General features: G+C 70.4%; 26 protein-coding genes. 13 read left to right on the top strand and 13 right to left on the bottom strand.

Features of this window, described 5'->3' with window-relative positions:
* Positions 1–4 precede the first annotated feature (4 nt).
* Positions 5–1,165 (top strand): carbohydrate kinase family protein, encoded by a 1,161-nt coding sequence (locus ACZ60T_RS21990; protein ID WP_469667401.1) that lies wholly within the window; start codon positions 5–7, stop codon positions 1,163–1,165.
* Positions 1,166–1,201: 36 nt separating this feature from the next.
* Here the strand turns inward: ACZ60T_RS21990 and era are convergent, their stop codons facing one another.
* The 3 genes from era to ACZ60T_RS21975 all read right to left on the bottom strand — a co-directional run bounded on the left by era (position 1,202) and on the right by ACZ60T_RS21975 (position 3,555).
* Positions 1,202–2,161, bottom strand: a complete 960-nt coding sequence (gene era / locus ACZ60T_RS21985) for a GTPase Era (protein WP_252421624.1) — start codon at positions 2,159–2,161, stop codon at positions 1,202–1,204.
* Between the two features lie 85 nt (positions 2,162–2,246).
* Positions 2,247–2,600 carry a cytidine deaminase gene (locus ACZ60T_RS21980; protein ID WP_365619327.1) on the bottom strand — a complete coding sequence of 118 codons (354 nt, stop codon included), beginning with the start codon at positions 2,598–2,600 and terminating at the stop codon, positions 2,247–2,249.
* A 76-nt stretch (positions 2,601–2,676) separates the two neighbouring features.
* Positions 2,677–3,555, bottom strand: a complete 879-nt coding sequence (locus ACZ60T_RS21975; protein WP_469667400.1) for a helix-turn-helix transcriptional regulator — start codon at positions 3,553–3,555, stop codon at positions 2,677–2,679.
* Between the two features lie 91 nt (positions 3,556–3,646).
* On the opposite strand from ACZ60T_RS21975, the gene ACZ60T_RS21970 reads away from it, so the two are divergent.
* Positions 3,647–5,095: an MFS transporter gene (locus tag ACZ60T_RS21970; protein WP_469667399.1), complete on the top strand. Its 1,449-nt coding sequence runs from the start codon at positions 3,647–3,649 to the stop codon at positions 5,093–5,095.
* Between the two features lie 7 nt (positions 5,096–5,102).
* Here the strand turns inward: ACZ60T_RS21970 and ACZ60T_RS21965 are convergent, their stop codons facing one another.
* The 5 genes from ACZ60T_RS21965 to ACZ60T_RS21945 form a co-directional block, all read right to left on the bottom strand.
* A complete protein-coding gene (locus ACZ60T_RS21965; RefSeq protein WP_469667398.1) occupies positions 5,103–6,410 on the bottom strand; it encodes a hemolysin family protein in 1,308 nt (435 codons plus the stop codon).
* On the bottom strand, positions 6,407–6,904 hold the full coding sequence (ybeY, locus tag ACZ60T_RS21960) for an rRNA maturation RNase YbeY (RefSeq protein WP_365619338.1): 498 nt from the start codon (positions 6,902–6,904) through the stop codon (positions 6,407–6,409). The genes ACZ60T_RS21965 and ybeY overlap by 4 nt, the downstream gene beginning before the upstream one ends.
* A gap of 12 nt (positions 6,905–6,916) precedes the next feature.
* Positions 6,917–7,987, bottom strand: coding sequence for a PhoH family protein (locus tag ACZ60T_RS21955; RefSeq protein ID WP_365619341.1), 1,071 nt, complete (start codon positions 7,985–7,987; stop codon positions 6,917–6,919).
* A 282-nt stretch (positions 7,988–8,269) separates the two neighbouring features.
* Positions 8,270–8,536, bottom strand: coding sequence for a protealysin inhibitor emfourin (locus tag ACZ60T_RS21950; protein ID WP_365619344.1), 267 nt, complete (start codon positions 8,534–8,536; stop codon positions 8,270–8,272).
* Positions 8,537–8,568: 32 nt separating this feature from the next.
* A complete protein-coding gene (locus ACZ60T_RS21945) occupies positions 8,569–9,639 on the bottom strand; it encodes a M4 family metallopeptidase (RefSeq protein WP_469667396.1) in 1,071 nt (356 codons plus the stop codon).
* A gap of 351 nt (positions 9,640–9,990) precedes the next feature.
* Here ACZ60T_RS21945 and leuA point away from each other — a divergent pair, with 351 nt between their 5' ends.
* Together leuA and ACZ60T_RS21935 are read left to right on the top strand one after the other, a co-directional pair.
* Positions 9,991–11,712, top strand: coding sequence for a 2-isopropylmalate synthase (leuA, locus tag ACZ60T_RS21940; protein WP_469667395.1), 1,722 nt, complete (start codon positions 9,991–9,993; stop codon positions 11,710–11,712).
* A gap of 182 nt (positions 11,713–11,894) precedes the next feature.
* Positions 11,895–12,599 carry a TerB family tellurite resistance protein gene (locus ACZ60T_RS21935; protein ID WP_365619352.1) on the top strand — a complete coding sequence of 235 codons (705 nt, stop codon included), beginning with the start codon at positions 11,895–11,897 and terminating at the stop codon, positions 12,597–12,599.
* 33 nt (positions 12,600–12,632) lie between these two features.
* Here the strand turns inward: ACZ60T_RS21935 and ACZ60T_RS21930 are convergent, their stop codons facing one another.
* On the bottom strand, positions 12,633–13,166 hold the full coding sequence (locus ACZ60T_RS21930) for a GNAT family N-acetyltransferase (protein ID WP_365619355.1): 534 nt from the start codon (positions 13,164–13,166) through the stop codon (positions 12,633–12,635).
* A 274-nt stretch (positions 13,167–13,440) separates the two neighbouring features.
* On the opposite strand from ACZ60T_RS21930, the gene ACZ60T_RS21925 reads away from it, so the two are divergent.
* The 9 genes from ACZ60T_RS21925 to ACZ60T_RS21885 all read left to right on the top strand — a co-directional run bounded on the left by ACZ60T_RS21925 (position 13,441) and on the right by ACZ60T_RS21885 (position 22,508).
* Entirely contained in the window at positions 13,441–14,229 is a 789-nt protein-coding gene (locus ACZ60T_RS21925) for an SCO2525 family SAM-dependent methyltransferase (protein WP_469667393.1), read from the top strand.
* A gap of 72 nt (positions 14,230–14,301) precedes the next feature.
* Positions 14,302–16,140: an SCO2524 family protein gene (locus ACZ60T_RS21920; RefSeq protein WP_469667392.1), complete on the top strand. Its 1,839-nt coding sequence runs from the start codon at positions 14,302–14,304 to the stop codon at positions 16,138–16,140.
* A 2-nt stretch (positions 16,141–16,142) separates the two neighbouring features.
* On the top strand, positions 16,143–17,060 hold the full coding sequence (locus tag ACZ60T_RS21915; protein WP_469667694.1) for an SCO2523 family variant P-loop protein: 918 nt from the start codon (positions 16,143–16,145) through the stop codon (positions 17,058–17,060).
* Positions 17,057–18,040, top strand: a complete 984-nt coding sequence (locus ACZ60T_RS21910) for an SCO2522 family protein (protein ID WP_469667391.1) — start codon at positions 17,057–17,059, stop codon at positions 18,038–18,040. The genes ACZ60T_RS21915 and ACZ60T_RS21910 overlap by 4 nt, the downstream gene beginning before the upstream one ends.
* A 1-nt stretch (position 18,041) precedes the next feature.
* Complete coding sequence (locus ACZ60T_RS21905; RefSeq protein ID WP_469667390.1) at positions 18,042–19,010, top strand: SCO2521 family protein; 969 nt, start codon at positions 18,042–18,044, stop codon at positions 19,008–19,010.
* 47 nt (positions 19,011–19,057) lie between these two features.
* The gene (locus tag ACZ60T_RS21900; RefSeq protein ID WP_469667389.1) at positions 19,058–20,089 is read left to right on the top strand and encodes a DUF6879 family protein; all 1,032 of its coding nucleotides are present in this window, start codon (positions 19,058–19,060) and stop codon (positions 20,087–20,089) included.
* A gap of 197 nt (positions 20,090–20,286) precedes the next feature.
* Positions 20,287–21,033 carry a DNA repair protein RecO gene (recO, locus tag ACZ60T_RS21895; RefSeq protein ID WP_252421651.1) on the top strand — a complete coding sequence of 249 codons (747 nt, stop codon included), beginning with the start codon at positions 20,287–20,289 and terminating at the stop codon, positions 21,031–21,033.
* A 22-nt stretch (positions 21,034–21,055) separates the two neighbouring features.
* Positions 21,056–21,901 carry an isoprenyl transferase gene (locus tag ACZ60T_RS21890; protein WP_365619373.1) on the top strand — a complete coding sequence of 282 codons (846 nt, stop codon included), beginning with the start codon at positions 21,056–21,058 and terminating at the stop codon, positions 21,899–21,901.
* Between the two features lie 70 nt (positions 21,902–21,971).
* Positions 21,972–22,508 carry a YcxB family protein gene (locus tag ACZ60T_RS21885; protein ID WP_365619376.1) on the top strand — a complete coding sequence of 179 codons (537 nt, stop codon included), beginning with the start codon at positions 21,972–21,974 and terminating at the stop codon, positions 22,506–22,508.
* 6 nt (positions 22,509–22,514) lie between these two features.
* Here ACZ60T_RS21885 and ACZ60T_RS21880 read toward each other — a convergent pair whose 3' ends face one another.
* Genes ACZ60T_RS21880 through ACZ60T_RS21865 form a run of 4 tightly spaced genes read right to left on the bottom strand, consistent with a single transcriptional unit; the run spans position 22,515 to position 25,640 of the window.
* Positions 22,515–22,937, bottom strand: coding sequence for a Fur family transcriptional regulator (locus tag ACZ60T_RS21880; protein WP_365619379.1), 423 nt, complete (start codon positions 22,935–22,937; stop codon positions 22,515–22,517).
* Between the two features lie 59 nt (positions 22,938–22,996).
* Complete coding sequence (locus tag ACZ60T_RS21875; RefSeq protein WP_365619382.1) at positions 22,997–23,899, bottom strand: metal ABC transporter permease; 903 nt, start codon at positions 23,897–23,899, stop codon at positions 22,997–22,999.
* Positions 23,899–24,666, bottom strand: coding sequence for a metal ABC transporter ATP-binding protein (locus ACZ60T_RS21870; protein ID WP_365619385.1), 768 nt, complete (start codon positions 24,664–24,666; stop codon positions 23,899–23,901). The genes ACZ60T_RS21875 and ACZ60T_RS21870 overlap by 1 nt, the downstream gene beginning before the upstream one ends.
* Before the next feature lie 17 nt (positions 24,667–24,683).
* Positions 24,684–25,640 carry a metal ABC transporter substrate-binding protein gene (locus ACZ60T_RS21865; RefSeq protein WP_469667387.1) on the bottom strand — a complete coding sequence of 319 codons (957 nt, stop codon included), beginning with the start codon at positions 25,638–25,640 and terminating at the stop codon, positions 24,684–24,686.
* Positions 25,641–25,782: the final 142 nt, after the last annotated feature.

Genomic DNA, 25,782 nt, shown 5'->3' with positions numbered 1-25,782 from the left:
GTACATGTGGGGCACACTGGCTGAATCCGTATCGTGTCAGGAGCCCACCGTGACCGCGTACTTCGGAGAGGGGCCGCACCACCAGGCCCATGTCGACCCGTTGGCGGCGCTGCGCGCGCCCGGGGACCCCGCGTGGGACGTGTATCTCACGGGGACGGTCTTCCTCGACATCATCTTCACCGGGCTCGACTCCGCCCCGGTGCGCGGGACCGAGTCCTGGGCGCGCGGGATGGGGTCGAGCCCGGGGGGCATCGCCAACATGGCCACCGCCCTGGCCCGGCTCGGCCTGCGGACCTCCCTCGCGGCGTCCTTCGGCGACGACCACTACGGCGAGTACTGCTGGGACGCCTTGGCGCAGGGCGAGGGCATCGATCTCTCCGCCTCGCGGACCGTGCCCGGCTGGCACTCCCCGGTCACCGTCTCCATGGCCTACGACGACGAGCGGACCATGGTCTCGCACGGCCACGAGCCGCCGCCCGAGGAGCCCGCGCCCGACTGCCCGCCCCGCGCGCGGGCCGCCGTCGCCTCGCTGACCCCGGGCCGCCCCGCCCCCTGGATCGCGAAGGCGGCGGGGCGCGGCACCCGCGTCTTCGCCGACGTGGGCTGGGACGACACCGGTGCCTGGGACCTGGCGAGCCTGAAGGACCTCCAGTACTGCGAGGCGTTCCTGCCGAACGCGGAGGAGGCCATGCGCTACACCCGCACCCGCTGCCCGCGCGCCGCCGCGCACGCGCTGACCGAGCATGTGCCGCTGGCCGTCGTCACCCTCGGCGCGGAGGGCGCCTACGCCGTGGACCGGCGCACGGGCGAGAGCGCCAGTGAGCCCGCGATCGCCGTGGAGGCGCTGGACCCCACGGGCGCGGGCGATGTCTTCGTGGCGGGGTTCGTGACCGGCACCCTGGCCGGGTGGCCGCTGGCCGACCGGCTGGCCTTCGCGGGACTGACGGCCGCGCTCTCCGTGCAGGAGTTCGGCGGGTCGCTGTCCGCGCCCGGCTGGTCCGAGGTCGCGGCGTGGTGGCGCGCGGTCCAGTCGTACGAGGGCCAGGAGCCCGCGGCGCTCAGCCGGTACGCGTTCCTGGAGAGCCTGGTGCCGAAGACGGAGTGCGTCGACCCCTGGCCGCGGCGCCGGGCGGTGCCGACCATCGGGTTCGGCAGAACGGCGTGACCGGCGCGGGGCACACCCGCGCCGGTCACGGTCCGGTCAGAAGCCCAGCCGGCGAAGCTGCTTGGGGTCGCGCTGCCAGTCCTTGGCGACCTTCACATGGAGGTCGAGGAAGACCGGGGTGCCGAGCAGCGCCTCGATGTGCTTGCGGGACTTCATGCCGACTTCCTTCAGGCGCTTGCCCTTGGGGCCGATGATGATGCCCTTCTGGCTCGGGCGCTCGATGAACACGTTCGCGTGGATGTCGAGGAGCGGCTTGTCCGCCGGACGGTCCTCGCGCGGCAGCATCTCCTCCACGACCACCGCGATCGAGTGCGGCAGCTCGTCGCGTACGCCCTCCAGCGCGGCCTCGCGGATCAGCTCCGCGACCATGACCTGCTCCGGCTCGTCCGTCAGGTCGCCCTCGGGGTAGAGCGCGGGCCCCTCGGGCAGCAGCGGGACCAGCAGCTCCGCGAGCAGCTCGACCTGCTTGTCCCCGACCGCGGACACCGGGACGATCTCCGCCCACTCGAAGCCCAGCTCCTTGCCGAGCTGGTCGATCGCGATGAGCTGCTCGGCCAGGGTCTTGGGGTCCACCAGATCCGTCTTGGTGACGATCGCGATCTTCGGGGTCTTCCTGATCCCCGCGAGTTCCTTCGCGATGAAGCGGTCACCGGGGCCGATCTTCTGGTCGGCGGGCAGACAGAAGCCGATCACGTCGACCTCGGCCCAGGTCGTACGGACCACGTCGTTCAGCCGCTCGCCCAGCAGCGTGCGCGGCTTGTGCAGCCCCGGGGTGTCCACGAGGATCAACTGGGCGTCCGGGCGGTGCACGATGCCCCGGACCGTGTGCCGCGTGGTCTGCGGGCGGTTGGAGGTGATCGCCACCTTCTGCCCGACCAGAGCGTTCGTGAGGGTGGACTTGCCCGCGTTGGGGCGGCCCACGAAACAGGCGAAGCCTGCCCGGTGGACGGCCTCGGTGGGCTCGGATGACTGGGTACGAACGCTCATGGCGCCCATTGTCCCTGATCCGCGGAGCCCCACCGCACCGCCGGTCGCCCGCCGGGCGGAACGATCTTGCCGAAACCCTTCGGCGGCGCGGGTGTCAGCCCGCCGCCACCGTCGCCCGGACCGTGCCGTCGGGACCGGCCACCAGCACCGGCGTCCCGGCGCCGCCGAGGTCCCGCACGGCCGCCAGATCCTCGGCGGACGCGGCCTCCGCCTCCGTCACCAGGGCCGCCGCCTCCAGCGACGTCGCGCCGGACGCCACGGCCATGGCCACCGCCGTCCGCAGCGCGCTCAGCTTCAGGGAGTCCAGGGCCACGGCCCCGGCCACATACGTACGGCCCGTCTCGTCCCGTACGGCCGCGCCCTCCGGCACGCCGTTGCGGGCCCGTACGGAACGGGCCAGGGTGACGATCTTGCGGTCCTCGGGGTCGAGCGCGTTGCTGTCGGTCATGTGCCGAGCATACGAAGCGCGGCCGACGCCATCCCGCGACGGGGTAGGACCGTCATCCCGCGACGGGGTAGGACCGTCATCCCGCGACGGGGTACATCGCCCCGCGCCTGCCCTCCGGCGAGGCCAGCCACTCCAGCTTCGCGGCGGTGTTCGCCTCGTGCAGCGGGGTGTGCAGCACGATCGTCAGGTCGGGGCGCGCCGGTACCTTCAGCGCCGTCGCCTCCAGGCACAGCTCGCCCACCAGCGGGTGGTCCAGCTCCTTGCGGATCAGCCCGGCGTCCTGGATGTCCCGCCGCTCCCACAGCTCGGTGAACTCCTGGCTGGCGGACCTCAGTTGGTCCACCACCGCACGGAACCCCTCGTCGTCGGGGCGGTCCGCGCACGACGCGCGGAACTGGGCGACCACCCGGTGCGCGTTCTGCTCCCAGTTCCGCGCGCGGGAGCGGTACATCGGGTCGGTGAAGTAGTCGACGACGCAGTTCTGCGTGATCTCGGGCCGCATGCCGAGCACCCAGCCCGCGGCCTCGTTGTACATCACGCAGTTGTAGTACCGGTCCATGATGTGGGCCGGGAACGGCATCCAGGTGTCGATCAGCCGCCGCAGGCCCTCGACGCCCTGGTGGTCGGCCGCGGGCTCGGGCTCGGGCGCGGGCGGGTTCAGCCCGGCGAGGGCGTACAGATGGCGCCGCTCGGCGTTGCTCAGCCGCAGCACGCGCGCCACGGAGTCGAGGACCTGCGGGGAGACGGAGATGTCCCGCCCCTGCTCCAGCCACTGGTACCAGGAGGCGCCCACCCCCGCGAGCACGGCGACCTCCTCACGGCGCAGCCCGGGGGTACGCCGACGCGCCCCGCCGTCGGGCAGCCCGGCCTCCACCGGGGTGATCCGGGCCCGTCTGCTCCTGAGGAACTTCCGCAACTCCCGCAGCCGTTCGCTCTTCGCCGCGTTGTCGGGCACGTGCCCATCCCCCTCGTACTGTCTGGTGGTGCCGCCACCACCATAAGGCGCGACTCCCCACGGACGGTCGGCTCGCACAAGGCTCGTGGCCATGGCGATCGAATCCCGCACCCCGCCCTCCGCCGCACCGGAACCGCGCGCTGTTCCCCGGCTGTCGAGACGCGACAAGCTCGTCCTGTTCGTGCTGTGCGCCGCCCAGTTCATGGTCGCGCTCGACTTCTCCGTGCTGAACGTCGCGCTGCCGATGCTCGGCCAGGACCTGGGCATGAGCCGGTCCGCACTGCCCTGGGCGATCACCGCGTTCGCGCTGCCGTCCGGCGGCTTCCTGCTCCTGTTCGGCCGCGTCGGCGACCTCTACGGCCGCCGCAGACTGTTCCTCACCGGTCTGGCCCTCTTCGGCGCGGCCTCGCTGCTCGCGACGTTCGCCTGGGACCCGACGTCGTTCCTCGCGGGCCGGGCGCTCCAGGGCCTGGGGGCCGCCGCCCTCGTCCCCACCGGGATGTCACTGCTGACCACCACCTTTCCCGAGGGCCCGGCCCGTGACCGTGCCCTCGGCATCGCCGGCACGCTGCTCTCACTGGGCTTCACGGTCGGCATGGTCTCGGGCGGCGTCCTCACCCAGACCCTCGGCTGGCGCTCCACGATGGGCCTGCTGACCCTGTGCACGGCGATCGTGCTGCCGCTCGCCCCCGGCCTGCTCCCCGCGTCCCGTCCCGAGGGCCCCCGGCACACACGTCCACGCCTGGACGTGCCCGGCGCGATCACCGTCACCGGCGGCCTGCTCTCCCTGATCTACGCCCTGTCGACAGCGGCGGACCACGGCTTCGGCCGCACGGACGTCATCACGGCCCTGGTGGCGGGCGTGCTGCTGCTGACGGTGTTCGTGCGCGTCGAGTCCCACAGCGCCGCGCCGCTGATCTCGCTGTCGATGCTGCGCCGCCGTACGGTCGCCTTCGGCAATCTCGGCGGTCTGGTCACCTTCTCGATGATGTCGGTGGTGATCTTCGTACTGACCCTGTATCTCCAGGGGATCCTGCGGCTCTCCGCTTTCGGGACCGGTCTGGTCTTCGGCCTCCAGGGCGGACTGTCCGTGGTGGCGGGCCCGTACGCCTCGAAGGTCATCGGCCGCTTCGGCGCCCGCCGCACGCTGATCGGCTCGCTGACCGGGCAGGGCGCGCTGATCGCCGCTCTGCCGGGGCTGGACGCCCACGGCCGGTCGGTGTGGCTCGCCACGGCCGTGGTCTCCCTGGCCGGCGTGTTCCACCTGGGCGCGATCATCTCCTACGGCGTCACCGCCACCTCGGGTGTGCCCGACGAGGAGCAGGGGCTGGCCACGGGTCTGGTCACCTCGACCCAGCAGGTGGGCGCCACGCTCGGTATCCCGTTGCTGGGCGCCCTCGCCACCACGTCCGCCGACCTGCTGCGCGGCGTCCGTACCGTCATGGCGCTGGACGCGGCGATCGTGCTGGGGGCGGCGGCGCTGGTGGCGCTGGGGCTGCGCGGCGGGCGGTCCGCCTCGGGAGCGGTCGGCTCCCGGTAGGCGGGAGCTACTCGGGCTTGTCCTCGTCGCCGAGGGGCTCCACCGGTTCCACCGGCTCCACCAGCACCGTGACGATCTTGTTCCGGCGGCCGGCCGATGCCTCCGCGGTCAGTTGCAGCTCCCGGCCGTCCGGGAGTTCGACCAGGGACGTCGCCCCGGCGATCGGGACCCGGCCCAGGGCCTTCGCGAGGAGGCCGCCGACCGTCTCCACGTCCTCGTCGTCGTAGGACTCCAGGCCGTACAGCTCGCCGAGGTCGCCGATGTCGAGACGGGCCGTGACCCGGTAGCGGCCCTCGCCCAGGTCCTCCACCGGCGGCAGCTCGCGGTCGTACTCGTCGGTGATCTCCCCGACGATCTCCTCGAGGATGTCCTCGATGGTGACGATGCCCGCCGTGCCGCCGTACTCGTCGATGACGACGGCGACGTGGTTGCGCTCCTTCTGCATCTCGCGCAGCAGGTCGCCCGCGTTCTTGGTGTCGGGCACGAAGGTCGCGGGGCGCATCGCCGTGGACACCAGCTCGGCCTCGGCGTCGCGGCTGATGTGCGTCTTGCGGGCGAGGTCCTTCAGGTACACGATCCCGACGATGTCGTCCTCGCTCTCCCCGGTGACGGGGATGCGCGAGAAGCCGGACCGGAGCGCCAGGCTCAGCGCCTGGCGGATGGTCTTGAAGCGCTCGATGACCACCAGGTCCGTCCGCGGCACCATCACCTCGCGCACGAGGGTGTCGCCCAGCTCGAACACCGAGTGCACCATGCGGCGCTCCTCGGCCTCGATCAGGGACTCCTTCTCCGCGAGGTCGACCAGCGCCCGCAGCTCCGCCTCGGAGGCGAAGGGGCCGCGGCGGAAGCCCTTGCCGGGCGTGAGGGCGTTGCCGATGAGGATGAGGAAGGACGGGATCGGGCCCATCACCCGGGCCAGCGGCACGAGAACGTACGCCGCCGCCGTCGCCGTGGTCAGCGGATGCTGGCGGCCGATGGTGCGCGGCGAGACACCGACCGCGACATAGGACACGAGGACCATGACCGCGATCGCGACCAGGAGGGCCTCGGTGGTGTTGTCGAACTCCCGCAGGCAGGCGAATGTGACGAGCGCGGCGGCGGCCATCTCGCAGGCGACCCGGACCAGCAGCGCCACGTTGAGATAGCGCGTCGGGTCGGCGGCGACCTGGGCGAGCTTGCCGCTGCCGCGCCGCCCGCCGCGTACGGCCTCCTCGGCGCGGAAGCTGGAGACGCGCGCCAGGCCCGCCTCCGCGCAGGCGGCGAGCCAGGCGACGACGATCAGGGCGACGGCGCCGAGGACGAGCTGCGGGCTCATGACACGGTCGGTGCCGGGGAGGGGCCGGTCAGCCCCTTCTCCGCACGCCAGCCGTCCACGATCGCGGCCTGGAGGCCGAACATCTCGGCCTTCTCGTCGGGCTCCTCGTGGTCGTAGCCGAGCAGATGCAGCACGCCGTGCACGGTGAGCAGTTGCAGCTCCTCGTCCATGGAGTGCCGCGTCGGTGCCTCGGCGCCCTGGCGCGTGGCGACCTCCGGGCACAGCACGATGTCACCGAGCAGCCCCTGCGGCGGCTCGGCGTCGTCCTTGGCCGGGGGCCGCAGCTCGTCCATGGGGAAGGACATGACATCCGTGGGACCCGGCAGGTCCATCCACTGGACATGGAGCTGCGTCATGGCGTCGGCGTCCACGACGATCACCGAGAGCTCGGAGAGCGGGTGGATGCGCATCCGCGCGAGTGCGTAGCGGGCGATGTCGAGGATCGCCTGCTCGTCGACCTCGGTGCCGGACTCGTTGTTGACGTCGATCGACATGGTGGTGCTGTTCTACTTCCCCTTGTGCCCGTGCGCGGCCTTGCCGCGGGGCTTGTGCGTGCCGTTCTCGGTGCTGTACTTGCTGTCGTACTGCTCGTACGCGTCGACGATACGGCCGACGAGCTTGTGCCGTACGACGTCGTGGGACGTCAGCCGGGAGAAGTGGACGTCCTCGACGCCTTCCAGGATCTCCTGGACCTGCCGCAGCCCGCTCTTGGTGCCGTTCGGCAGGTCCACCTGGGTCACATCGCCCGTGATGACTATCTTCGAGTCGAAGCCGAGCCGGGTGAGGAACATCTTCATCTGCTCCGGGCTCGTGTTCTGCGCCTCGTCGAGGATGATGAAGGCGTCGTTGAGCGTCCGGCCGCGCATGTACGCGAGCGGCGCCACCTCGATCGTCCCCGCCGCCATGAGCCGCGGGATCGAGTCGGGGTCGAGCATGTCGTGCAGCGCGTCGTACAGCGGGCGCAGATACGGGTCGATCTTCTCGTACAGCGTGCCCGGCAGGAAGCCGAGGCGTTCGCCCGCCTCGACGGCGGGGCGGGTCAGGATGATGCGGTTGACCTGCTTGGACTGGAGGGCCTGCACGGCCTTGGCCATGGCGAGATAGGTCTTGCCGGTGCCCGCCGGGCCGATGCCGAAGACGATCGTGTGCTTGTCGATCGCGTCCACGTACCGCTTCTGGTTGAGCGTCTTGGGGCGGATCGTGCGGCCACGCGAGGACAGGATGTTCTGGGTGAGCACCTCGGCCGGGGTCTCCTCCGGGCCCTTGCCGTCCGCGCTGGCCCTGAGCATGGCGATCGAGCGTTCCACTGCGTCCTCCGTCATCGGCTGTCCGGTGCGGAGCACCAGCATCATCTCGTCGAACAGGCGCTGGACCAGGGCGACTTCACCGGCGTCGCCGACCGCGCTGATCTCGTTGCCCCGGACATGGATGTCGACCGCCGGGAAGGCCTTCTCGATCACGCGCAGGAGAGAGTCCCCGGATCCCAGAACGGTGACCATGGGGTGCTGTGCGGGGACGGTGAAATGCGCTCGGGCCTGTCCCTGCGCGGGGCTGTGCGCTGTGGGTGTCTGAGTCATGGGCCGGCTCTGTAGGCCTGCGATTCCTCCTCCGTAGGGCCGCGCGACCGCGGGCGGCCTCGCGGTTCCAAGAGTACGACGCGGTACTCACAGAGCTGTAGGCATTTCCTACGGGCACCTGTCCGACACTTCGGACGCCTGTCCGGTCGCTCGCCGGCGCCGCTCGCCGGGCCCGCCCGAGCCCACGTTCGGTGACCCGCGGGTGACGGAGGGGCGCGGACCGCCGGAGGGTGCACGGAAGGAGGGTGCACGGAAGAGAGGCCGTGACGGCGCACGGTTCCGTCAGGCCCCTTCCGACAGGACGCGTGCGACCAGGGCCCGCTGCTCCTCGGTGAGCCGGGGGTCCGCGCAGTACACGGTCGTGCCGTCCACGGTGATCTCGTAGCGGAACCCGTCGGGCACGCCGGTCGGCGGCGCGCCCCGGCCCGCGGCGAGCGCCCGCTCGGCCAGGGCGTGCCACTCCTCGGCGTCGGCCCGCCGCGAGGTCTCCACCTCGCCTTGTCGTTCGATGCCCGCGAACCCGCCCGTGCGCCTCACCCGGATATGCATGGCACCTGTCTAGTACGTGAGCGGCGCCGCGGCTACGAGGTCGGCACCCCGACCTCCTCCCACGCCTTGAGGACGGCCTCCTTCTCCTCGCCCTCGTGATAGCGGGCCGTGGCCGCCGCCACCGTCAGCTTCGCGAAGTCCGCGAAGGTGGCCTGCGCCTTCAACTGCCCGCCGGTCAGCACGTCGTACCAGATCTGCCCGGCCCGTTCCCAGGCGTGGCCGCCGAGTTCGACCGCGAGCAGGTAGAACGCGTGGTTGGGGATACCGGAGTTGATGTGCACGCCGCCTTCGTCCTTGGTGGTCTTCACGAAGTCGGCCATCGTGGCGGGCTGGGGGTCCTTGCCGAGCGTCGGGTCGTCGTAGGCCGTGCCCGGCGCCTTCAGCGAGCGCAGCGCCGTGCCGTGGACGCGCGGGGCGAGCAGCCCGGCGCCGATCAGCCAGTCGGCCTCGGCGGCGGTCTGGCCGAGGGTGTGCTGCTTGATCAGCGAGCCGAAGACATCCGAGACCGACTCGTTGAGGGCGCCCGACTGGCCGGAGTAGGCGAGGTTCGCGGTGTGCTGGGTGACGCCATGGGTGAGCTCATGGCCGATGACGTCCACCGGGAGGGTGAAGTCGAGGAAGATCTCCCCGTCCCCGTCGCCGAACACCATCTGCTCGCCGTTCCAGAAGGCGTTGTCGTACTTCTCGCCGTAGTGGACGCTCGCGTCCAGCGGCCGTCCGCTGCCGTCGATGGAGTCGCGGCCGTACACCTTCCGGTACAGGTCGAAGGTGGCGCCGAGCCCCGTGTAGGCGCGGTTGACCGAGGCGTCCTTGCCGGGCGCGGAGCCCTCGGCGCGGACCTTCTTGCCGGGCAGGACCTGCTGGTGGCCCGCGTCGTAGACGGTGCGGTGCGGCCGCCCGGCCGCCGCCTCCCGGGGCCGGGCCACGGCGGGGGCGCCCTGGGTCGTGGCGAGCAGCCGGCGGGAGCGCTCCAGGGCGTCGCGCTCCAGCGTGCGGCGGGCGGGACCGGCGAGCGCGCTGTCCTCGTGCTGGGCGAGCTTGTCGAGTACGTGGGGTGGCACGACGGTGCAGAAGACGGGGTCGAGGCCCGTGGTGCTGTTCATGCACTGCACCATCGCATTGCGTGACGGACATGTCACTACTCGCTACTGCTATTGGTGGCAAGTCGCCCCAAAGAGGCTTGTGTTCTGTCTGTGTCCCACCGGGCACGTGTGTCCCGCCGAGTAGCTGTGATGCTGCGCACCATTTGTCCGCGATGTCGCCCCAGTCCCGCATACTGATACGCAACTTCGCATCGGGTGCGGCTCGGCTAGCATGCGGAGCATCATGCGTTTCGGGCTGCTCCTTCTTAGCTGCCGCGGCGAGGGCCTGTAGTCGAGGCCGACTCCCTCCCCGCGGAGCTTGGCGTTGCGTCGTCGGCCGTCCTTCCGGACACCCTGAGGAGCCCTCGCATCATGGCGAACCGTCAGCAGCCCACCTCCATGCCGATCCACAAGTACCGTCCGTACGAGATGGTCGAGATCCCCGACCGCACCTGGCCGGACCGGCGCATCACGAAGGCTCCCCGCTGGCTCTCCACGGACCTGCGTGACGGCAACCAGGCCCTGATCGACCCCATGTCCCCGGCGCGCAAGCGGGCGATGTTCGACCTGCTGGTCGCCATGGGCTACAAGGAGATCGAGATCGGCTTCCCGGCCTCCGGCCAGACCGACTTCGAGTTCGTGCGCTCGATCATCGAGGACGAGAGCGCGATCCCCGACGACGTGACGATCTCCGTACTGACCCAGGCCCGTGAGGACCTGATCGAGCGGACCGTGGAGTCCCTGAAGGGCGCGCGCCGCGCGACCGTCCATCTGTACAACGCCACCGCCCCCGTCTTCCGCCGGGTCGTCTTCCGCGGTTCGAAGGACGACATCAAGCAGATCGCGGTCGACGGCACCCGGCTGGTGATGGAGTACGCGGACAGACTGCTGGGCGCCGAGACCGAGTTCGGCTACCAGTACAGCCCCGAGATCTTCACCGACACCGAGCTGGACTTCGCGCTGGAGGTCTGCGAGTCGGTCATCGACGTCTGGCAGCCCGGCCCGGACCGCGAGATCATCCTCAACCTGCCCGCCACCGTGGAGCGTTCGGCCCCCTCCACCTACGCGGACCGCTTCGAGTGGATGCACCGTCACGTCTCGCGCCGTGAGTACGTCTGTCTGTCGGCCCATCCGCACAACGACCGCGGCACGGCCGTCGCCGCCGCCGAGATGGCCGTGCTGGGCGGCGCCGACCGGGTCGAGGGCTGCCTGTTCGGCCAGGGCGAGCGCACCGGCAACGTCGACCTGGTCACCCTGGGCATGAACCTCTTCTCCCAGGGCGTCGACCCGCAGATCGACTTCTCCCGTATCGACGAGATCCGCCGGACGTGGGAGTACTGCAACCAGATGGAGGTCCACCCGCGCCACCCCTACATCGGGGACCTCGTCTACACCTCCTTCTCCGGCTCCCACCAGGACGCCATCAAGAAGGGCTTCGACGCCATGGAGGCCGACGCGAAGGCCCAGGGGCGCACGGTCGACGAGATCGAGTGGGCGGTGCCGTATCTGCCGATCGACCCGAAGGACGTCGGCCGCTCCTACGAGGCGGTCATCCGCGTCAACTCGCAGTCCGGCAAGGGCGGTGTCGCCTACGTCCTGAAGAACGACCACAAGCTGGACCTGCCGCGCCGGATGCAGATCGAGTTCTCGAAGATCATCCAGGGCAAGACGGACGCCGAGGGCGGCGAGATCACGCCGCAGGCGATCTGGGCGGTCTTCCAGGACGAGTACCTGCCGAACCCCGACAACGCCTGGGGCCGTATCCAGGTCAAGGAGGGGCAGACCACCACCGGCAAGGACGGTGTCGACACCCTCACCGTCGCGGCCACGGTCGACGGCGCGGACACCACCCTGACCGGCTCCGGCAACGGTCCGATCTCGGCGTTCTTCGACGCCCTGCACTCCATCGGCGTCGACGTACGCCTGCTGGACTACCAGGAGCACACGATGAGCGAGGGCGCCTCCGCGCAGGCCGCCTCGTACATCGAGTGCGCGATCGACGGACAGGTGCTGTGGGGCATCGGCATCGACGCGAATACGACACGTGCGTCGCTGAAGGCGGTCGTCTCCGCGGTCAACCGCGCCGCCCGCTGACGCCCTGACCGGCACGTTCACGGCCCCGTCCGCCGCACCCGGCGGGCGGGGCCGCGTCATGGACCGGCCATTTCGGCCGATGTCACGGAGAGGTCTCGTCCGGAGTGCTGACGCCACCTCACCGATGTGGCTAACATCACGCAAGCAACGGCGAGGTTGCCGCTGCGATACGGAGGTGCGACGTGCTGCCAGGACGGGGACGCAACGACCGTGGTGCCCACAGAGGTCGCGTTTCGCAGGTCCTGGGCGTCCGTACGGCGTGGACCACCACCGGCGACGGCGAGTTCTTCTGCCCCGGCTGCGGCGGTGACCGCAACTACCAGCGCCTGACCGGACGTCGCCGCCTCACCTTCGCGGGCGTCCCGCTCCTCCCGCGCGGCGAGACCGGCCCGGTGATCGAATGCGCCGCCTGCGGCCACCACTTCGGCACGGACGTCCTCGACCACCCCACCACCACCCGCTTCTCGGCGATGCTCCGCGACGCGGTCCACACGGTCGCCCTCGCCGTCCTCGCCGCGGGCGGCACATGCTCCCGTACGGCGCTGGAGACGGCCGCGACCGCCGTCCGCTCTGCGGGCTTCGACGACTGCACGGGCGACCAACTGCACGCCCTGGTCGAGGCGTTGGCCGCCGACACGGGCCGTGTCCTGTGCGAACCCGGCGGCGCGGGACTCGCCATAGAGCTGCATGAGGCCCTGGACCCCCTGGCCCCCCATCTCGCCCCGCCCGGCCGGGAGTCGATCCTGCTCCAGGGTGCCCGCATCGCTCTCGCCGACGGCCCCTACAGCCTCGCCGAGCGCGATGTCCTCGCGACCGTGGGCGCCGCCCTGACGATCTGCTCGGACGACGTCGCCCGGCTGCTCGCGGCGGCCCGAACTCCCTCGTGACGCGGGCGACTTCGGATGCGCGGCCGATGCGCCTCACAGACCGAGCGTCATGATGAGCCGGTCCTCGCCCGCCCCGAAGTAGTCCGGGCGCACGCCCTCGTCGGAGGAGAAGCCCAGCGACCGGTACAGCGTGATCGCGGCGGCGTTCGTCGGCTCCACCGTCAGCCGGGCCTCACGGACCCGCTCGGCGCGCAGCCTGCGCAGCACCTCCAGCATCAGCCGCCGCCCCAGCCCCCGCCCCCGCTGGTCGCGGGTGACACCCAGGCTGGCGATCCAACTGCGGTAGCGGTCCGGGGTGGTGACGAACAGGACGTACCCGTGCAGCCGCTCCCCGTCGTCCAGGACGAGCAGGCTGTCGCCGTGCAGATCGAACAACTGCCGCAGCACGAAGTAGGGGTAGGGGTCCTCCGGGAACGCCTCCTGGTCGACCCGGACCAGTTCGGGCAGATCGGCCTCCGTGACCCCCCTCATCGTCAGCGGCCGGTCGACGAACGCCTGGTCACGAAAGAGCGCCGGGCCGCCCGGATCGCCTCGTGACGGGAAACGCTCCTCTGGAAACACGGTCATGCCGCCCCCCTGCGGGTGAAGTCGAGGGCGCACCTGCCGCCCCGTACGGGTGATACGGACGGGATGCGCGGGGACTGCCGGATGGGTTGTCCGGCAGTCTCACGACCATCTTGAGAGGGTCGATCTGAGCCGTTCAAGGCGGTAACAGGCCCAAATGGCCATGCGCTGCGATGAGCCCCCGCGTGCTTCCCGCGCGCTTCCTGCGATGCGAATGTCCCCTTTGAGCTGAGCGAGAAGGGGAGCCGCAGGTCGCGGGCGTTGGTACCGTAAGCCAATGACCATCAGATGGCCGGGGGACGCCCTGCTGAATGCGGATGTGCGCTGGTCCGCATTCGACCCGATCGCCTACGTCGATCACAATTACCGTGACTTGCAGGCAGAGGACGCGGAGATCCTCCAGATCCTTCGCGATCATTTCGGCGGTCATTTCGCCGGTCGTACCGACGGGCCGGTTTCGGGTATCGACGTGGGGGCCGGGGCGAACCTCTATCCCGGCCTCGCCATGCTGCCCTGGTGCGACGAGATCACCCTCTTCGAGCGCTCTTCCGCGAATGTGCGCTATCTGAAGAGCCAGGTCGCCTCCTACGACGCCAACTGGGACCAGTTCTGGCGCGTCCTGTGCAAGAGCGAGGTGTACGCCGCCCTCGACATGGACCCACGCACCAAGTTCCGTACGGCAGTTCGCGTCGAGGAGGACAACCTCTTCGACCTGGTGGCCCACGAGGGGAAGTGGTCCATGGGGACCATGTTCTTCGTCGCGGAGTCGATGACCACCTCCCGCGAGGAGTTCACCCGCGGCGTCGAGTGCTTCCTGCGCGCCCTCGCGCCCGGCGCGCCCTTCGCCGCCGCGTTCATGGAACATTCAAAGGGCTATCACGCGGGCAAGCATTTCTTCCCGGCGTGCGACGTGGGAGAATCAGAGGTGTACGAGAGCCTCGCCCCTTTCGCCGACGAGTTCACGACCACGCGCCTCAAGGCCTCGGCCGCGGTACGCGAAGGGTATTCGGGAATGATCGTCGCCTATGGCCACCGGAATTCGAACTTCCGTATTCAGGGGGGTTGAGGGCTTCCCCGTCGGGGCAGATAGGGGATTCTTCCCCAAGTGATGGCAGCGCGGCCTGTGTGAGGGGCATGGATGCAGATCAAGCCACGCCAGCATCTGCTGGACATCTGGCAGGCGATCGCCCGCCAGTCGTTCGACGGCGGTGAGTGGGACTGGGGCAAGCGGGGCGGCCAGAGCAGCGTCGCCGACGCCGAACGCCTGCTGTGCCTGCTCTATCCGGCCACCGAGATCCCGGCCTTCCGCCTGGACGACCCGGACACCACACAGGACGACGTCCAGAAGGTGCTGAAGAAGGCGGGCGGGCGGCTGGACATCCCCGCGAACCTCGTCACCGCCGCCGCCCAGTTCATGCGCGCGCACACCGGCGAGAACAAGTCACCGACGTTCGCGGGCGGTCACTACTTCGTGTCCGCGGACGACGGCCACGACCTCAGCGAGCAACAGCGTCAGGTCGGCGTCGTCGAGTCGTACTCGCTGTCGATCACGCTCTGCCTGGCCACCCTCGGCTTCCTCAAGGTCTACGAGACCAAGACCCGCCGCAGCGACATCCTGGAGACGATCCAGGAACTGCGCTCCGCCACCAGCAAGCGCCTGACCGCCGCCATGGTCTGCCTGCTGCGCTCGTTCACGGTCAACGTCTTCGACGTCGACTCCTCCCAGGGCAGCACGCTGTGCGAACTCCTCGGCCAGGGACGGCTGTCGCCCCGGCATGTGGTGCAGAACTTCCAGCGCCGCTTCCGGGCGCTGCGCGCCGCCATCGTCGAGAGCATGTCCCTCGGTGTCGATGTCGAGGAGGGCCTCAAGGACGAGAACCAGCTCTTCGAGTGCGGCTGGGCCTGGAGTCTGGTGAAGGACGCGCCCGAGGTGGAGATCGAGGAACAGATCGGGCAGCCCGACGGGGTCGCCAACCCGGTGCCGTACCTCTACTTCACCGTGGTCGCCCTCGACGGTATCCAGGACCTGTTCTCCGACCGCACGCTCACCCTCGGCCTGCTGACCCCCGAACAGCAGCGGCTCGCCGAGGCGTTGCGACTGCGCTGGGAGATCACCCAGCAGTACTGGTCGGGCATCGCCCGCTTCGACTCCAATCGCTGGCCCCTGGAGGACATCCCCTGGCGCACCACGGGCCAGAAGCTGGAGTCCGAGTACTTCTCCCTCTCCATCGCCGCCATCCTCGTCCACGACCTGATGCGGCGCCGCGCCACCGACGACGACCTGACCCGCACCGTCAGCGTCATGGAGCGCCTCGCCGAACGCGGCCGTATCACCAGCCGTCTGATGCGCGACGACCCCATGGTCCAGCTGCACAACCCCGGCATCAGGCTGCCGTTGCAGGGCAGTGAGCGCATCGGGCCGCCCATGCAGTGGATCATGAACGACTTCTCCGCCCAACTGCTCAAGCGGACCATCCAGTTGGGCACGCTCTCCCGCAACCTCAGCGCGCACGACCGGCTGCTCAGGCTCGCCGAGAGCATCTTCGGCCATATGTGGCGGCGGCGTATCCGCGACGGAGAGGGCATCGGGCTGTGGGACAACGTCCACGCGGCCTACCCCGAGTCGCCCACCCTGGAGAGCCCGATCTCCTGGAGCATCACCGAGCGGGTCACCGAGGTGATGGTCCAGGTCCATGAGATGTACCGACAGCCGCCGATCCGCAGTGCCGAACTGGCCGAGGTCGCACGGGCGTTGCTCAGTGAGTCCGCGCACATCCTCGGCAACGAGCAGATGGAGCCCGCGCCGTCCGCCGAGGGCAGGCGCGGCATGGAACTCAGGAGTATCGAGATCAAGTTGAGCCGCGCGCGCAGACTCGTGGACGAGAAGCCGGGCACGGCCTGTGCGCTGACGCTCGACGTGCTCGGTGAACTCGACGCCCTCGCCCGTGCCCGTGAAGCCGCGACCCAGGGAGCGTGAGCGTGCTCGTCTTCGCGGCCTCCGACAAGGGAGGCACGGGCCGGTCCGTGACCAGCGCCAACCTCGCCTACCACCGGGCACTGGCCGGTGACGACGTCTGCTATCTGGACTTCGACTTCGGCTCGCCCACCGCGGCTGCCGTCTTCGACGTGCCCGACGCCCGCCAGGCCGCCGAGGAGCGGGGCCTGCACGCGTATCTGATCGGCGAGGTCGCCGAACCGGCCCGGATCGACGTCTGGTCGGAGACCGAGCACCGGGTGCTGCGTACCCGGCCGCCGGGCTCGGGCCGGCTGGTGCTGATGCCCGGCGACGTCAGCGGCGGCGAGTTCGCCACCACCGACGACAACCTCCGCCGCTGTGTGGACCTCCTGCTCCGGCTCAACAGCGAGTTCGACCTGATCATCGTCGACCTCAGCGCCGGTCGCAGCTACGCCGTCGACATGGTCCTGGAGGCCACCTCCCAGCGGGAGCTGAGCGGGGCCGAGGCCCGCTGGCTCGTCTTCCACCGCTGGACCCGCCAGCATGTCTCGGCCGCGGCGAGCCTGGTCTTCGGCAAGCGCGGCATCGTCGCGGGCGGCGTGGCCCGCGGCCATGACGAGGAGGCCCTGCGCGGCGTCATCCGCTTCGTCCGGGCCGCCGTACCCGACCCCGAGTCCGCGCTGTGGTCACAGGTGTCGCCCACCCAGTCGGCCTGGATGCGCGAGTGCGACCGCGACCTCAAGCAACTCGCCTCCACCCAGGGCATCGGCTACAGCCTGGTCCTCGGTTCCGTGCCCCTGGAGCCCGTTCTCCAGTGGCGTGAGCAGCTCATCACCGACGAGGACGTGCTCGACAGCCAGATCGCGGGCCGGGAGACCTGGGAGGCGCTGAGCGACCTGGCCGGGCGGCTCACCGACGACAAGTTCTGGGAGCAGCCGTGACGGACGCCGTGTTCCGTGAGACCACCGCTGAGCCACGCACCCAGGCCGTGCCGCTGTCCCATCTCTCCCTGGAGCTGGGCCACCTCTACATGGAGGACTTCGAGGCCGGCCCCGAGCGGCTGCGCGAGCACTTCGCCGAGGTGCGCATCTGGGTGGACGCCGCCCGCGCCGCCGCCGCCCGCCGGATCGGCGGCAAGCGGCCCCGGATCAGCACCTGCTTCCTCATCGACGACTACTTCACCCGCTTCTCCACCCCCGCCGAACTCATCCCGATCGTCCTTGCGGAAGCCGAGCGGGCCGGTCTCGTCATCGACTACCTGGCCCGCGAGTCGGGCTGCGCCGTCGCCGACAAGATCGAGCTGGCCGAGGCCGTGATGCACCGCCTCGTGGAGTCGCCGCCGCCGGGCAGCTACGGCTCCCGCCCACCGGTCAGCCGGACCGGCTGGCTCCCCAACGGACAGCGCACGCCCGCCCTGCGCCCCGCCCTGAGCGAGGCCAAGGGCTGGCAGCCGCCCCAGGAGACCGCGGCCCGCAACCACTCGGTGTTCATGGACGTCGAGCTGTGGTCGGACAAGGACGGACAGCGCCTGTGGTCCTGCCCGTTCCTCGCCGCCGTCTGGCAGTTGGCCCGCCTCGGCCTGCTGCGCCACCTCGGCGAACCCGTGCTGGCCCCGCGCCCCTGGACCGGCGGCGACTTCCCCCACGACTGGGACCAACTGCCGCCCCTGCTCCGGCTGAACGCCACCGCGGCGCCGTTCAACGCGTACCGCACGTGCACGATGATGGCCAACCGCTTCCTGGCCGTCGAGGACGCCGTCCGGCTCGTCCTCGACCAGGTGGACGTCGACGCGGGTGCCCTGCGGCAGGTCGCCGAGCGGTCCGCCCGCGAAGGGGTCGCGGTCCCGGCCGCGGTCGCGCAGCGTGCCACGTACGTGTTCTACGAGGAGCCCGCCCGCGACTCCGCCCGCGAGGCGAGCTGAGATGGGAGCCCTCCCACCGGTGGCACCCTCGGTCCTGGCCTGCGGCGAGGTGCGCACCGGCCTGCTGCCCTCCTTCCAGGCGCTGGACGGCCGGGCGGCGGCCCAACTGCTGCGGCTGCGCGCGGACGAACGGGTCCGGGTCTCCGAACGCCCCAACCTCTACGCGCTCTCGCCCGACGTCCTCACCGGAGTGGACTGCCGGCTGCCCACCTCCAACGGCGCCAAGGTGCGCGCCGTCGGCACGGTGGCCGCCCGCGCCGCGCTCACCGAGGGCCGCGTCCTCCAGGCCACGGCCTACTTCAGCGCCCCGGCCGACGGACCCGACCTGCGTCGGCCCTGGGGCCACTACCTGGTCCGGCCCGGCCTCGTGGAACCCTTCGGGAAGCTCCCCGAACAGGCCACCGCCGAGGGCGTGTTGCGCGGGAGCGGGCGTGGCGAACTGGACCTCGGGATGATCGCCGAGGGCCTGCTCGCCCAATTGGTGCGCCATCCCCTGCTCGATCACAAGGCGCCCTTCAAGTCCCGCCGCACACACCTGCGGTGGGCCGCGCGGCGCGCCCCCGAGGGCGAGGGGCCGTCCCTGGAGCGCTTCACCCTGGCCGAGGACGGACTGCGTACGGTCTCGCTGCGGCTCCCGGAGCACATCCCGGCCGCGGCGGCGGCGGGCCTGTGCGAGGATCTCGCCCTGCACGACTGGCTGTTGACGACCGTCGTGCACATGCTGGACAACAGCAGGCTCGGCGCGGCCGACGGCCCCGCGGCCGTGCTGGCACTGCGCCCGGCCGTCGACCATCTGCTGCATCTGTGGATGCCACGCGCGCATGTGGACCAGGACCTGGGCCACCTGTGGGATGTGCTGGAACGGGAGCCGGGGTTCACCCGACAGTGGCGGACCCTGGTCCAGCGCATCCGCGATCAACTGGCCGTACAGGCCATTCCGTTGCTGCACGAAGCGCTCACGACGCGCTGACCGGCGGCAACCGCACCCACGAACACCCGACGGGGGAGGACGACGACATGACCGGAGCATCCTCATCAGGGGAAGTACGGGCCGCGCCGATGCACCACGACGAGCCCCGCGCGGCCAAGCTGCTCAAGAGAATCCTGATCACGATCGTGGTCGCCGGTGGCATGTATGTGCTGACCAACGTCCTGGACCAGGACAAGAACCAGATCTGGCAGCTCACGGTGTCCGTCGTCCTGGGCGGCGCGGCACTGATCATCCAGTACCTCGTCGAGTTCGAGGAGCGGCTGGAGGCCATGGAGGACGGCCAGAAGAAGCGCATCCGGGAGATGAAGGACCGCCTCGGCGGCCACCACGCGGAGATGCTCGCGGTGGTCGACGACCGCTTCGCCAAGATCAACGACGCGACGGAGCTGTTCAGCCAGGTGGACCGCTCGGTGCTCCGCTCCGACGGGGTGACCCGGCTGGCCCGTAAGTACACCCAGGTCGGCGAGCACGGCTCGGAGATCGTGAAGACCTTCGCCCAGGAGGAGATCGCGCGTCTCGCCTCCCTGATGGAGAGCCTCAGCAACGGCACGGCGGACTGTCCGGGCGAGAACCACGAGTGGCTGATAGACCTCACCACGTGCGCGAAGCGGACGCTCTACGCCACCAGCACCGATGTCGACCGGGACTTCTGGTCCAGCGAGCCCGCCAAGCGCTATCTCGCCGCGCAGGGAGACGCGATCAAGAAGCGCCGGGTGGAGGTGCGGCGGCTGTTCCTCGTGGAGCAGCCGGAGGACGTCACGGAGAGCCTGGAGCTGATCTGCCGGACCCAGCGCAGGTTCGGCATCGACGCGCGGATCGCGGTCCGCGCGCTGCTGGAACCGAGCGCCCAGGTCACCCCGTTGAACGACTTCATCATCTTCGACGGCGAGCTGTGCTACGAGACCGAGCCGGACGTCCGGGTCGTACCGGCCAAGACCACGCTGAAGATGAAGCGGGACCACGTCGAGGAGCGGATCAACCGCTTCAACGTCCTCTGGACGGCCAGCGACCCCTCCGACCCCGACACGGAGCCGGAACCCGCCACCGCGTCCGACTGATCCGGCCCCGCACACGTTCCTCACACATCGCGACGTCCTCGTGAACCAGGCGATCTACCGCGTTGCGGCTGGTGGAGATGCGCCAGGAGCGGGGGTTCACCCAGGCGCAGGTGGCCGAGCGTATGGGGGTGACCGAGATGCCTGCGCCGGACAAGCGGCGTGCCGGGGTCCGGCCGGCGTAGGCGAGAATGGGGTCCATGAGTCTGTTCCGCGACGACGGCATCGTGCTGCGCACCCAGAAGCTGGGTGAGGCGGACCGGATCATCACGCTGCTCACGCGTGGGCACGGGCGGGTGCGGGCCGTGGCGCGTGGGGTGCGGCGGACCAAGTCGAAGTTCGGGGCCCGGCTGGAGCCCTTCTCACATGTCGACGTGCAGTTCTTCGCGCGCGGCAGCGAGCTGGTGGGGCGCGGGCTGCCGCTGTGCACGCAGAGCGAGACCATAGCCCCCTACGGCGGCGGCATCGTGACCGACTACGCCCGCTACACCGCCGGGACCGCCATGCTGGAGACCGCCGAGCGGTTCACCGACCACGAGGGGGAACCGGCGGTCCAGCAGTATCTGCTGCTCGTCGGCGGGCTGCGGACGCTCGCCCGCGGTGAGCACGCGCCGCATCTCGTCCTCGACGCCTTCCTGCTGCGCTCCCTCGCCGTCAACGGCTACGCGCCCAGCTTCGGCGACTGCGCGAAGTGCGGCATGCCGGGCCCCAACCGGTTCTTCTCCGTCGGGTCCGGCGGCTCCGTGTGCGGCGACTGCCGGGTGCCCGGCAGCGTCGTACCCTCCCCGCAGGCCCTGGAACTGCTCGGCGCGCTGCTGACGGGCGACTGGGCGACCGCGGACGCGTGCGAGCCGCGGTACGTGCGGGAGGGCAGCGGGCTGGTGTCCGCCTATCTGCACTGGCATCTGGAACGCGGGCTGCGCTCGCTACGGTACGTAGAGAAGTAAGCACGTAAGAGGAGACGAGAGCATGGCCGTACGCGGGATCCTGGGGCGCCAGCGCCGCGAGTACAGCACGCCGGAGCCGCACCCGTCCGGGGCCCGTCCGCCGAAGCTCCCCGGCGAGCTGATCCCGAAGCACGTGGCGATCGTCATGGACGGGAACGGCCGATGGGCCAAGGAGCGCGGGCTGCCGCGCACCGAGGGGCACAAGGTCGGCGCCGAGCGCGTCGTGGACGTGTTGCAGGGCGCGATCGAGATGGGCGTGGGAAGCATCTCGCTGTACGCCTTCTCCACCGAGAACTGGCGGCGCTCCCCGGACGAGGTGCGCTTCCTGATGAACTTCAACCGCGACTTCATCCGCAAGTCCCGCGACCAGCTCGACGCGCTCGGGATCCGGGTGCGCTGGGTGGGCCGGATGCCCAAGCTGTGGAAGTCGGTCGCCAAGGAACTCCAGATCGCCCAGGAGCAGACCAAGGACAACGACAGGCTCACGCTCTACTTCTGCATGAACTACGGCGGCCGTGCCGAGATCACGGACGCGGCGCAGGCCATGGCGGAGGACGTGAAGGCGGGCCGGCTCGACCCGTCGAAGGTCACGGAGAAGACCTTCGCGAAGTACATGTACTACCCGGACATGCCGGACGTGGACATGTTCCTGCGGCCGAGCGGCGAGCAGCGCACCTCCAACTACCTGATCTGGCAGAGCGCGTACGCCGAGATGGTGTTCCAGGACGTGCTGTGGCCCGACTTCGACCGGCGTGACCTGTGGCGCGCGTGCCTGGAGTTCGCCTCCCGCGACCGCCGCTTCGGCGGAGCCGTCCCGAACGAGCAACTGCTCGCCATGGAGAGCGAGTTGAGGGGCGAGCGGGAGTAACTCGCTGGTCCGCGCCGTCAGCGCTGCCCTACGATCACGGCTCGTCACAGAGGAAGACCGTGGAGGGGCCGTGATCGAGCAGCCTGTGGGGCAGCGCGCGGAAGTCGTGCTGGAGTACGAGTACCAGCAGCAGGAGATGACGGAAGCCCTGCGGGCGGTGCTGCGCAAACGGGGCCGGTCCGGCTTCCTCTACCACCCCGTCTTCCTGGTGTGCGCCGGGCTGTTCGGGGCGGCACTGCTGGTGCTGGGCCTGTACGGCGACGACGCCGCGGGGTTCGCCTTCGGGGTGATGTTCCTCGCCTGGGCGGTGCTGATGTCCCGCGTGCCGAGCTTGTCGGGCCGCCAGATGCTGCGGGCGAACCAGCACCACGGTCCGATGCGGGTGACCGTCGCGGACGAGGGCGTGCGAGTGGTGAGCGCGCACATCGATACGCGCATGGGGTGGGCCAACTACGGCAGTTACGCCGAGACCGAGCACTGCTTCCTGCTCCGCAGCCCCGACCGGGCGGGCGTCTGCGCGCTGGTCCTGGTCAAACGGGGTGCGCGGAGCCAGGAGGACGCGGACAGGCTGCGCGCCCTCCTGGACAGCCGCCTGCCCCGCGTCTGACCCCGCTCAGTCCTCGGCCGCGGCCCGCGCGCAGTCCGCGCAGGTGCCGAAGATCTCCACGGTGTGCGCCACGTTGACGTAGCCGTGCTCCGCGGCGATCGTCTCGGCCCACTTCTCCACGGCCGGGCCCTCGACCTCGACCGCCTTGCCGCACATGCGGCAGACCAGGTGGTGGTGGTGTTCGCCGGTCGAGCAGCGGCGGTAGACCGACTCACCGTCGGAGGTGCGCAGGACGTCGACCTCGCCCGCGTCGGCGAGGGACTGCAACGTGCGGTAGACCGTGGTGAGCCCGACCGAGTCGCCCTTGTGCTTGAGCATGTCATGGAGTTCCTGCGCGCTGCGGAACTCGTCCACCTCGTCGAGCGCCGCCGCTACGGCGGCACGCTGGCGGGTGGATCGTCCCCGTACGGGCGGGCCGGCGGTTGTCACCGTTGCCTCCTTGCATATGCGCCTGCCGGGCCATTGTGCCAGCCCGGCACGGCACATGGTCAGACTTCGATCCCGTCACCCGCACTCCGCGTGGCCGGAATCGCGCACTCCGCCGGGTCCCCGTCGCCCTGTGCCGCGGCGGCTGCTCGGGCGCGGCGGCGGGCCAGTGGTGCGGAGAGCGCGGTCAGGGCGATGAACGCGGCGATCGTCATCAGCACGATCGTCGCGCCGGGCGGCACGTCCTGGTAGTACGACGTGATCGTGCCGCTGAGGGTGACGGTCACGCCGAGGGCGACCGAGATCGCGAAGGTGGCCGCGAAGCTGCGGCTGAGCTGCTGTGCCGCCGCCACCGGGACCACCATCAGGGCGGACACCAGCAGCAGACCGACCACCCGCATCGCGACCGTCACGGTCACCGCCGCGGTGACCGCCGTCAGCAGGTTCAGCGCGCGCACCGGCAGCCCGGTCACCCGCGCGAACTCCTCGTCCTGGCTGACCGCGAAGAGCTGTCGGCGCAGACCGACGGTGACGAGGACCACGAAGGCCGCCAGCAGACAGATCGCGACGACGTCCGACGGCGACACCGTGGACAGCGAGCCGAACAGGTACGACATCAGGTTCGCGTTCGAGCCGCCCGGCGCGAGGTTGGTGAACATCACGCCGCCGGCCATACCGCCGTAGAAGAGCATCGCGAGGGCGATGTCGCCGCGCGTCCTGCCGTACCAGCGGATCAGCTCCATCAGTACGGCACCGAGGACGGAGACGGCCGTCGCCATCCACACCGGGGAGGTGTTCAGCAGGAAGCCGAGGCCGACGCCGGTCATCGCGACATGGCCGATGCCGTCGCCCATCAGCGCCTGGCGGCGCTGGACGAGGTAGATGCCGATGGCGGGGGCGGTGATGCCGACCAGCACGGCGGCGAGCAGGGCCCGCTGCATCAGGGCGTAGTTCAGGAAGTCCATCAGCTCAGCAGTCCCGTACGGATCGAATCGGTGCCCGCGGCGTCGTGCGGGTGGACATGGTCGTGGCCGGGCAGGGCGTGCTGGCCCACGGCCTTCGGGGGCGGGCCGTCGTGCAGGACGCAGCCGTCGCGCAGGACGACCGCGCGGTCGATCAGCGGCTCCAGCGGGCCCAGCTCGTGCAGCACCAGCAGGACGGTCACCCCGGCCGCCACCTGGCCCCGCAGCGTCGCCGCGAGGATCTCCTGGCTCGCCAGGTCGACGCCCGCCATCGGCTCGTCCATGATCAGCAGTTCGGGTTCGGAGGCGAGCGCGCGGGCGATCAGCACCCGCTGGTGCTGGCCGCCGGACAGGGCGCTCACCGAGTCCTTGGCCCGGTCGGCCATCCCGACCTGCTCCAGGGCCGCGCGGACGGCGTCGTGGTCGGCCTTGCGCAGCACGCCGAAGCGGGCGCGCGAGAGGCGGCCGGTGGAGACGACCTCGGTCACCGTGGCGGGCACGCCGCCCGCCGCGGTCGTGCGCTGCGGTACGTACCCCACGCGCCGCCAGTCACGGAAGCGGCGCCGTGGTGTGCCGAACAGCTCGATCTCGCCGCCGCTCAGCGGCACCTGGCCGATGATGCTGCGGATCGCGGTCGACTTGCCCGAGCCGTTCGCGCCGAGCAGCGCGACGACCTCTCCGCGGCGCACCGTGAGGTCGATGCCGCGCAGGACGGGGCGCGAGCCGAGGTCGGCGCGTACGTCCCGCAGACGTATGACGGACTCTCCCATGGTGTCCTCCATGACGATCACTTGGCTCCCAGCGCGGTCCGCAGTGCCGCGAGGTTGGCGTCCATGACCTCGAAGTAGTCGCGGCCGCGGGACTGGCCCTTGACGATGCCCTCGATCGGGTCGAGGACGTCCGTGCGCAGATGGGCGTCCCGGGCGACGGTCTTCGCGGCCTTGTCGCTGACGAGCGTCTCGTAGAAGACCGTGGAGACGCCGTCGGCCTTCGCCATCTTCTCCAGGTCCCGGACGCGGGAGGTGCTGGGCTCGGACTCCGGGTCCAGACCGCTGATGGCCTCCTGGGTGAGGCCGTAGCGCTCGGCGAGGTAGCCGAAGGCGGCGTGGGTGGTGATGAAGACCTTGCTCTTGGTGTTCTTCAGTCCCTGCTCGAACCGGGTGTTGAGGGCGTCGAGCTTCTTGACGAGTGCGTCGGTGTTCGTCCGGTAGGCGTCCGCGTGCTTCGGGTCGGCCTTCTCGAAGGCCTTGCCGACGCCCCGGGCGACCTCGGCGTAGCGCACCGGGTCGAGCCAGATGTGGGGGTCCTCGACGCGGGAGTGCTCGTGGTCGTGGTCATGGGCCGCCGCATGGCCGCCCACCTCCGTGCCGTGCTCCTCCAGCGTGGTCAGCGAGGCGGCGTCGATCTTCGTCTTGACTCCGGACTGGGCCACCGTGTCGTCGACGGAGGGCTGGAGCCCCTTGAGGTAGAGCACGGCGTCGGACTCCTCGAGTCCTACGGCCTGCCTGGCGCTGATCTCCAGCTCGTGCGGCTCCTGGCCGGGCTGGGCGAGACTGGTGACGTGGACGTACCGGCCGCCGATCTGCTCGGCGAGGAACGCCATCGGGTAGAAGGACGCGACGACGTCGAACTTGCCGCTGCGGTGCGCGCCCGTGTCGGAGGAACAGGCAGTGAGGGCCCCGAGGCCCAGCGCGGTGGCCACCGCGAGAGCGGTGCCGGGTATGAGGCGTCGACGTACGTTCATGACACTCATTTTCAACAAAGATGGAAACCGTTGTCAACAAGCTTCCCGTCGCGGACCCCGTGAGGGCCCGCTGTCCGCCCCCGGCGCCCCACCGATTTGATCGAAGGGGAGTCCCCGCCGGTAACCTGAAGCATTCGCTCTG

The organism is Streptomyces sp. NPDC104371, assembly GCF_055583785.1.
The sequence above is the reverse complement of the archived record's forward strand: the minus strand, read 5'-3'. Positions and strand labels throughout refer to the sequence as shown.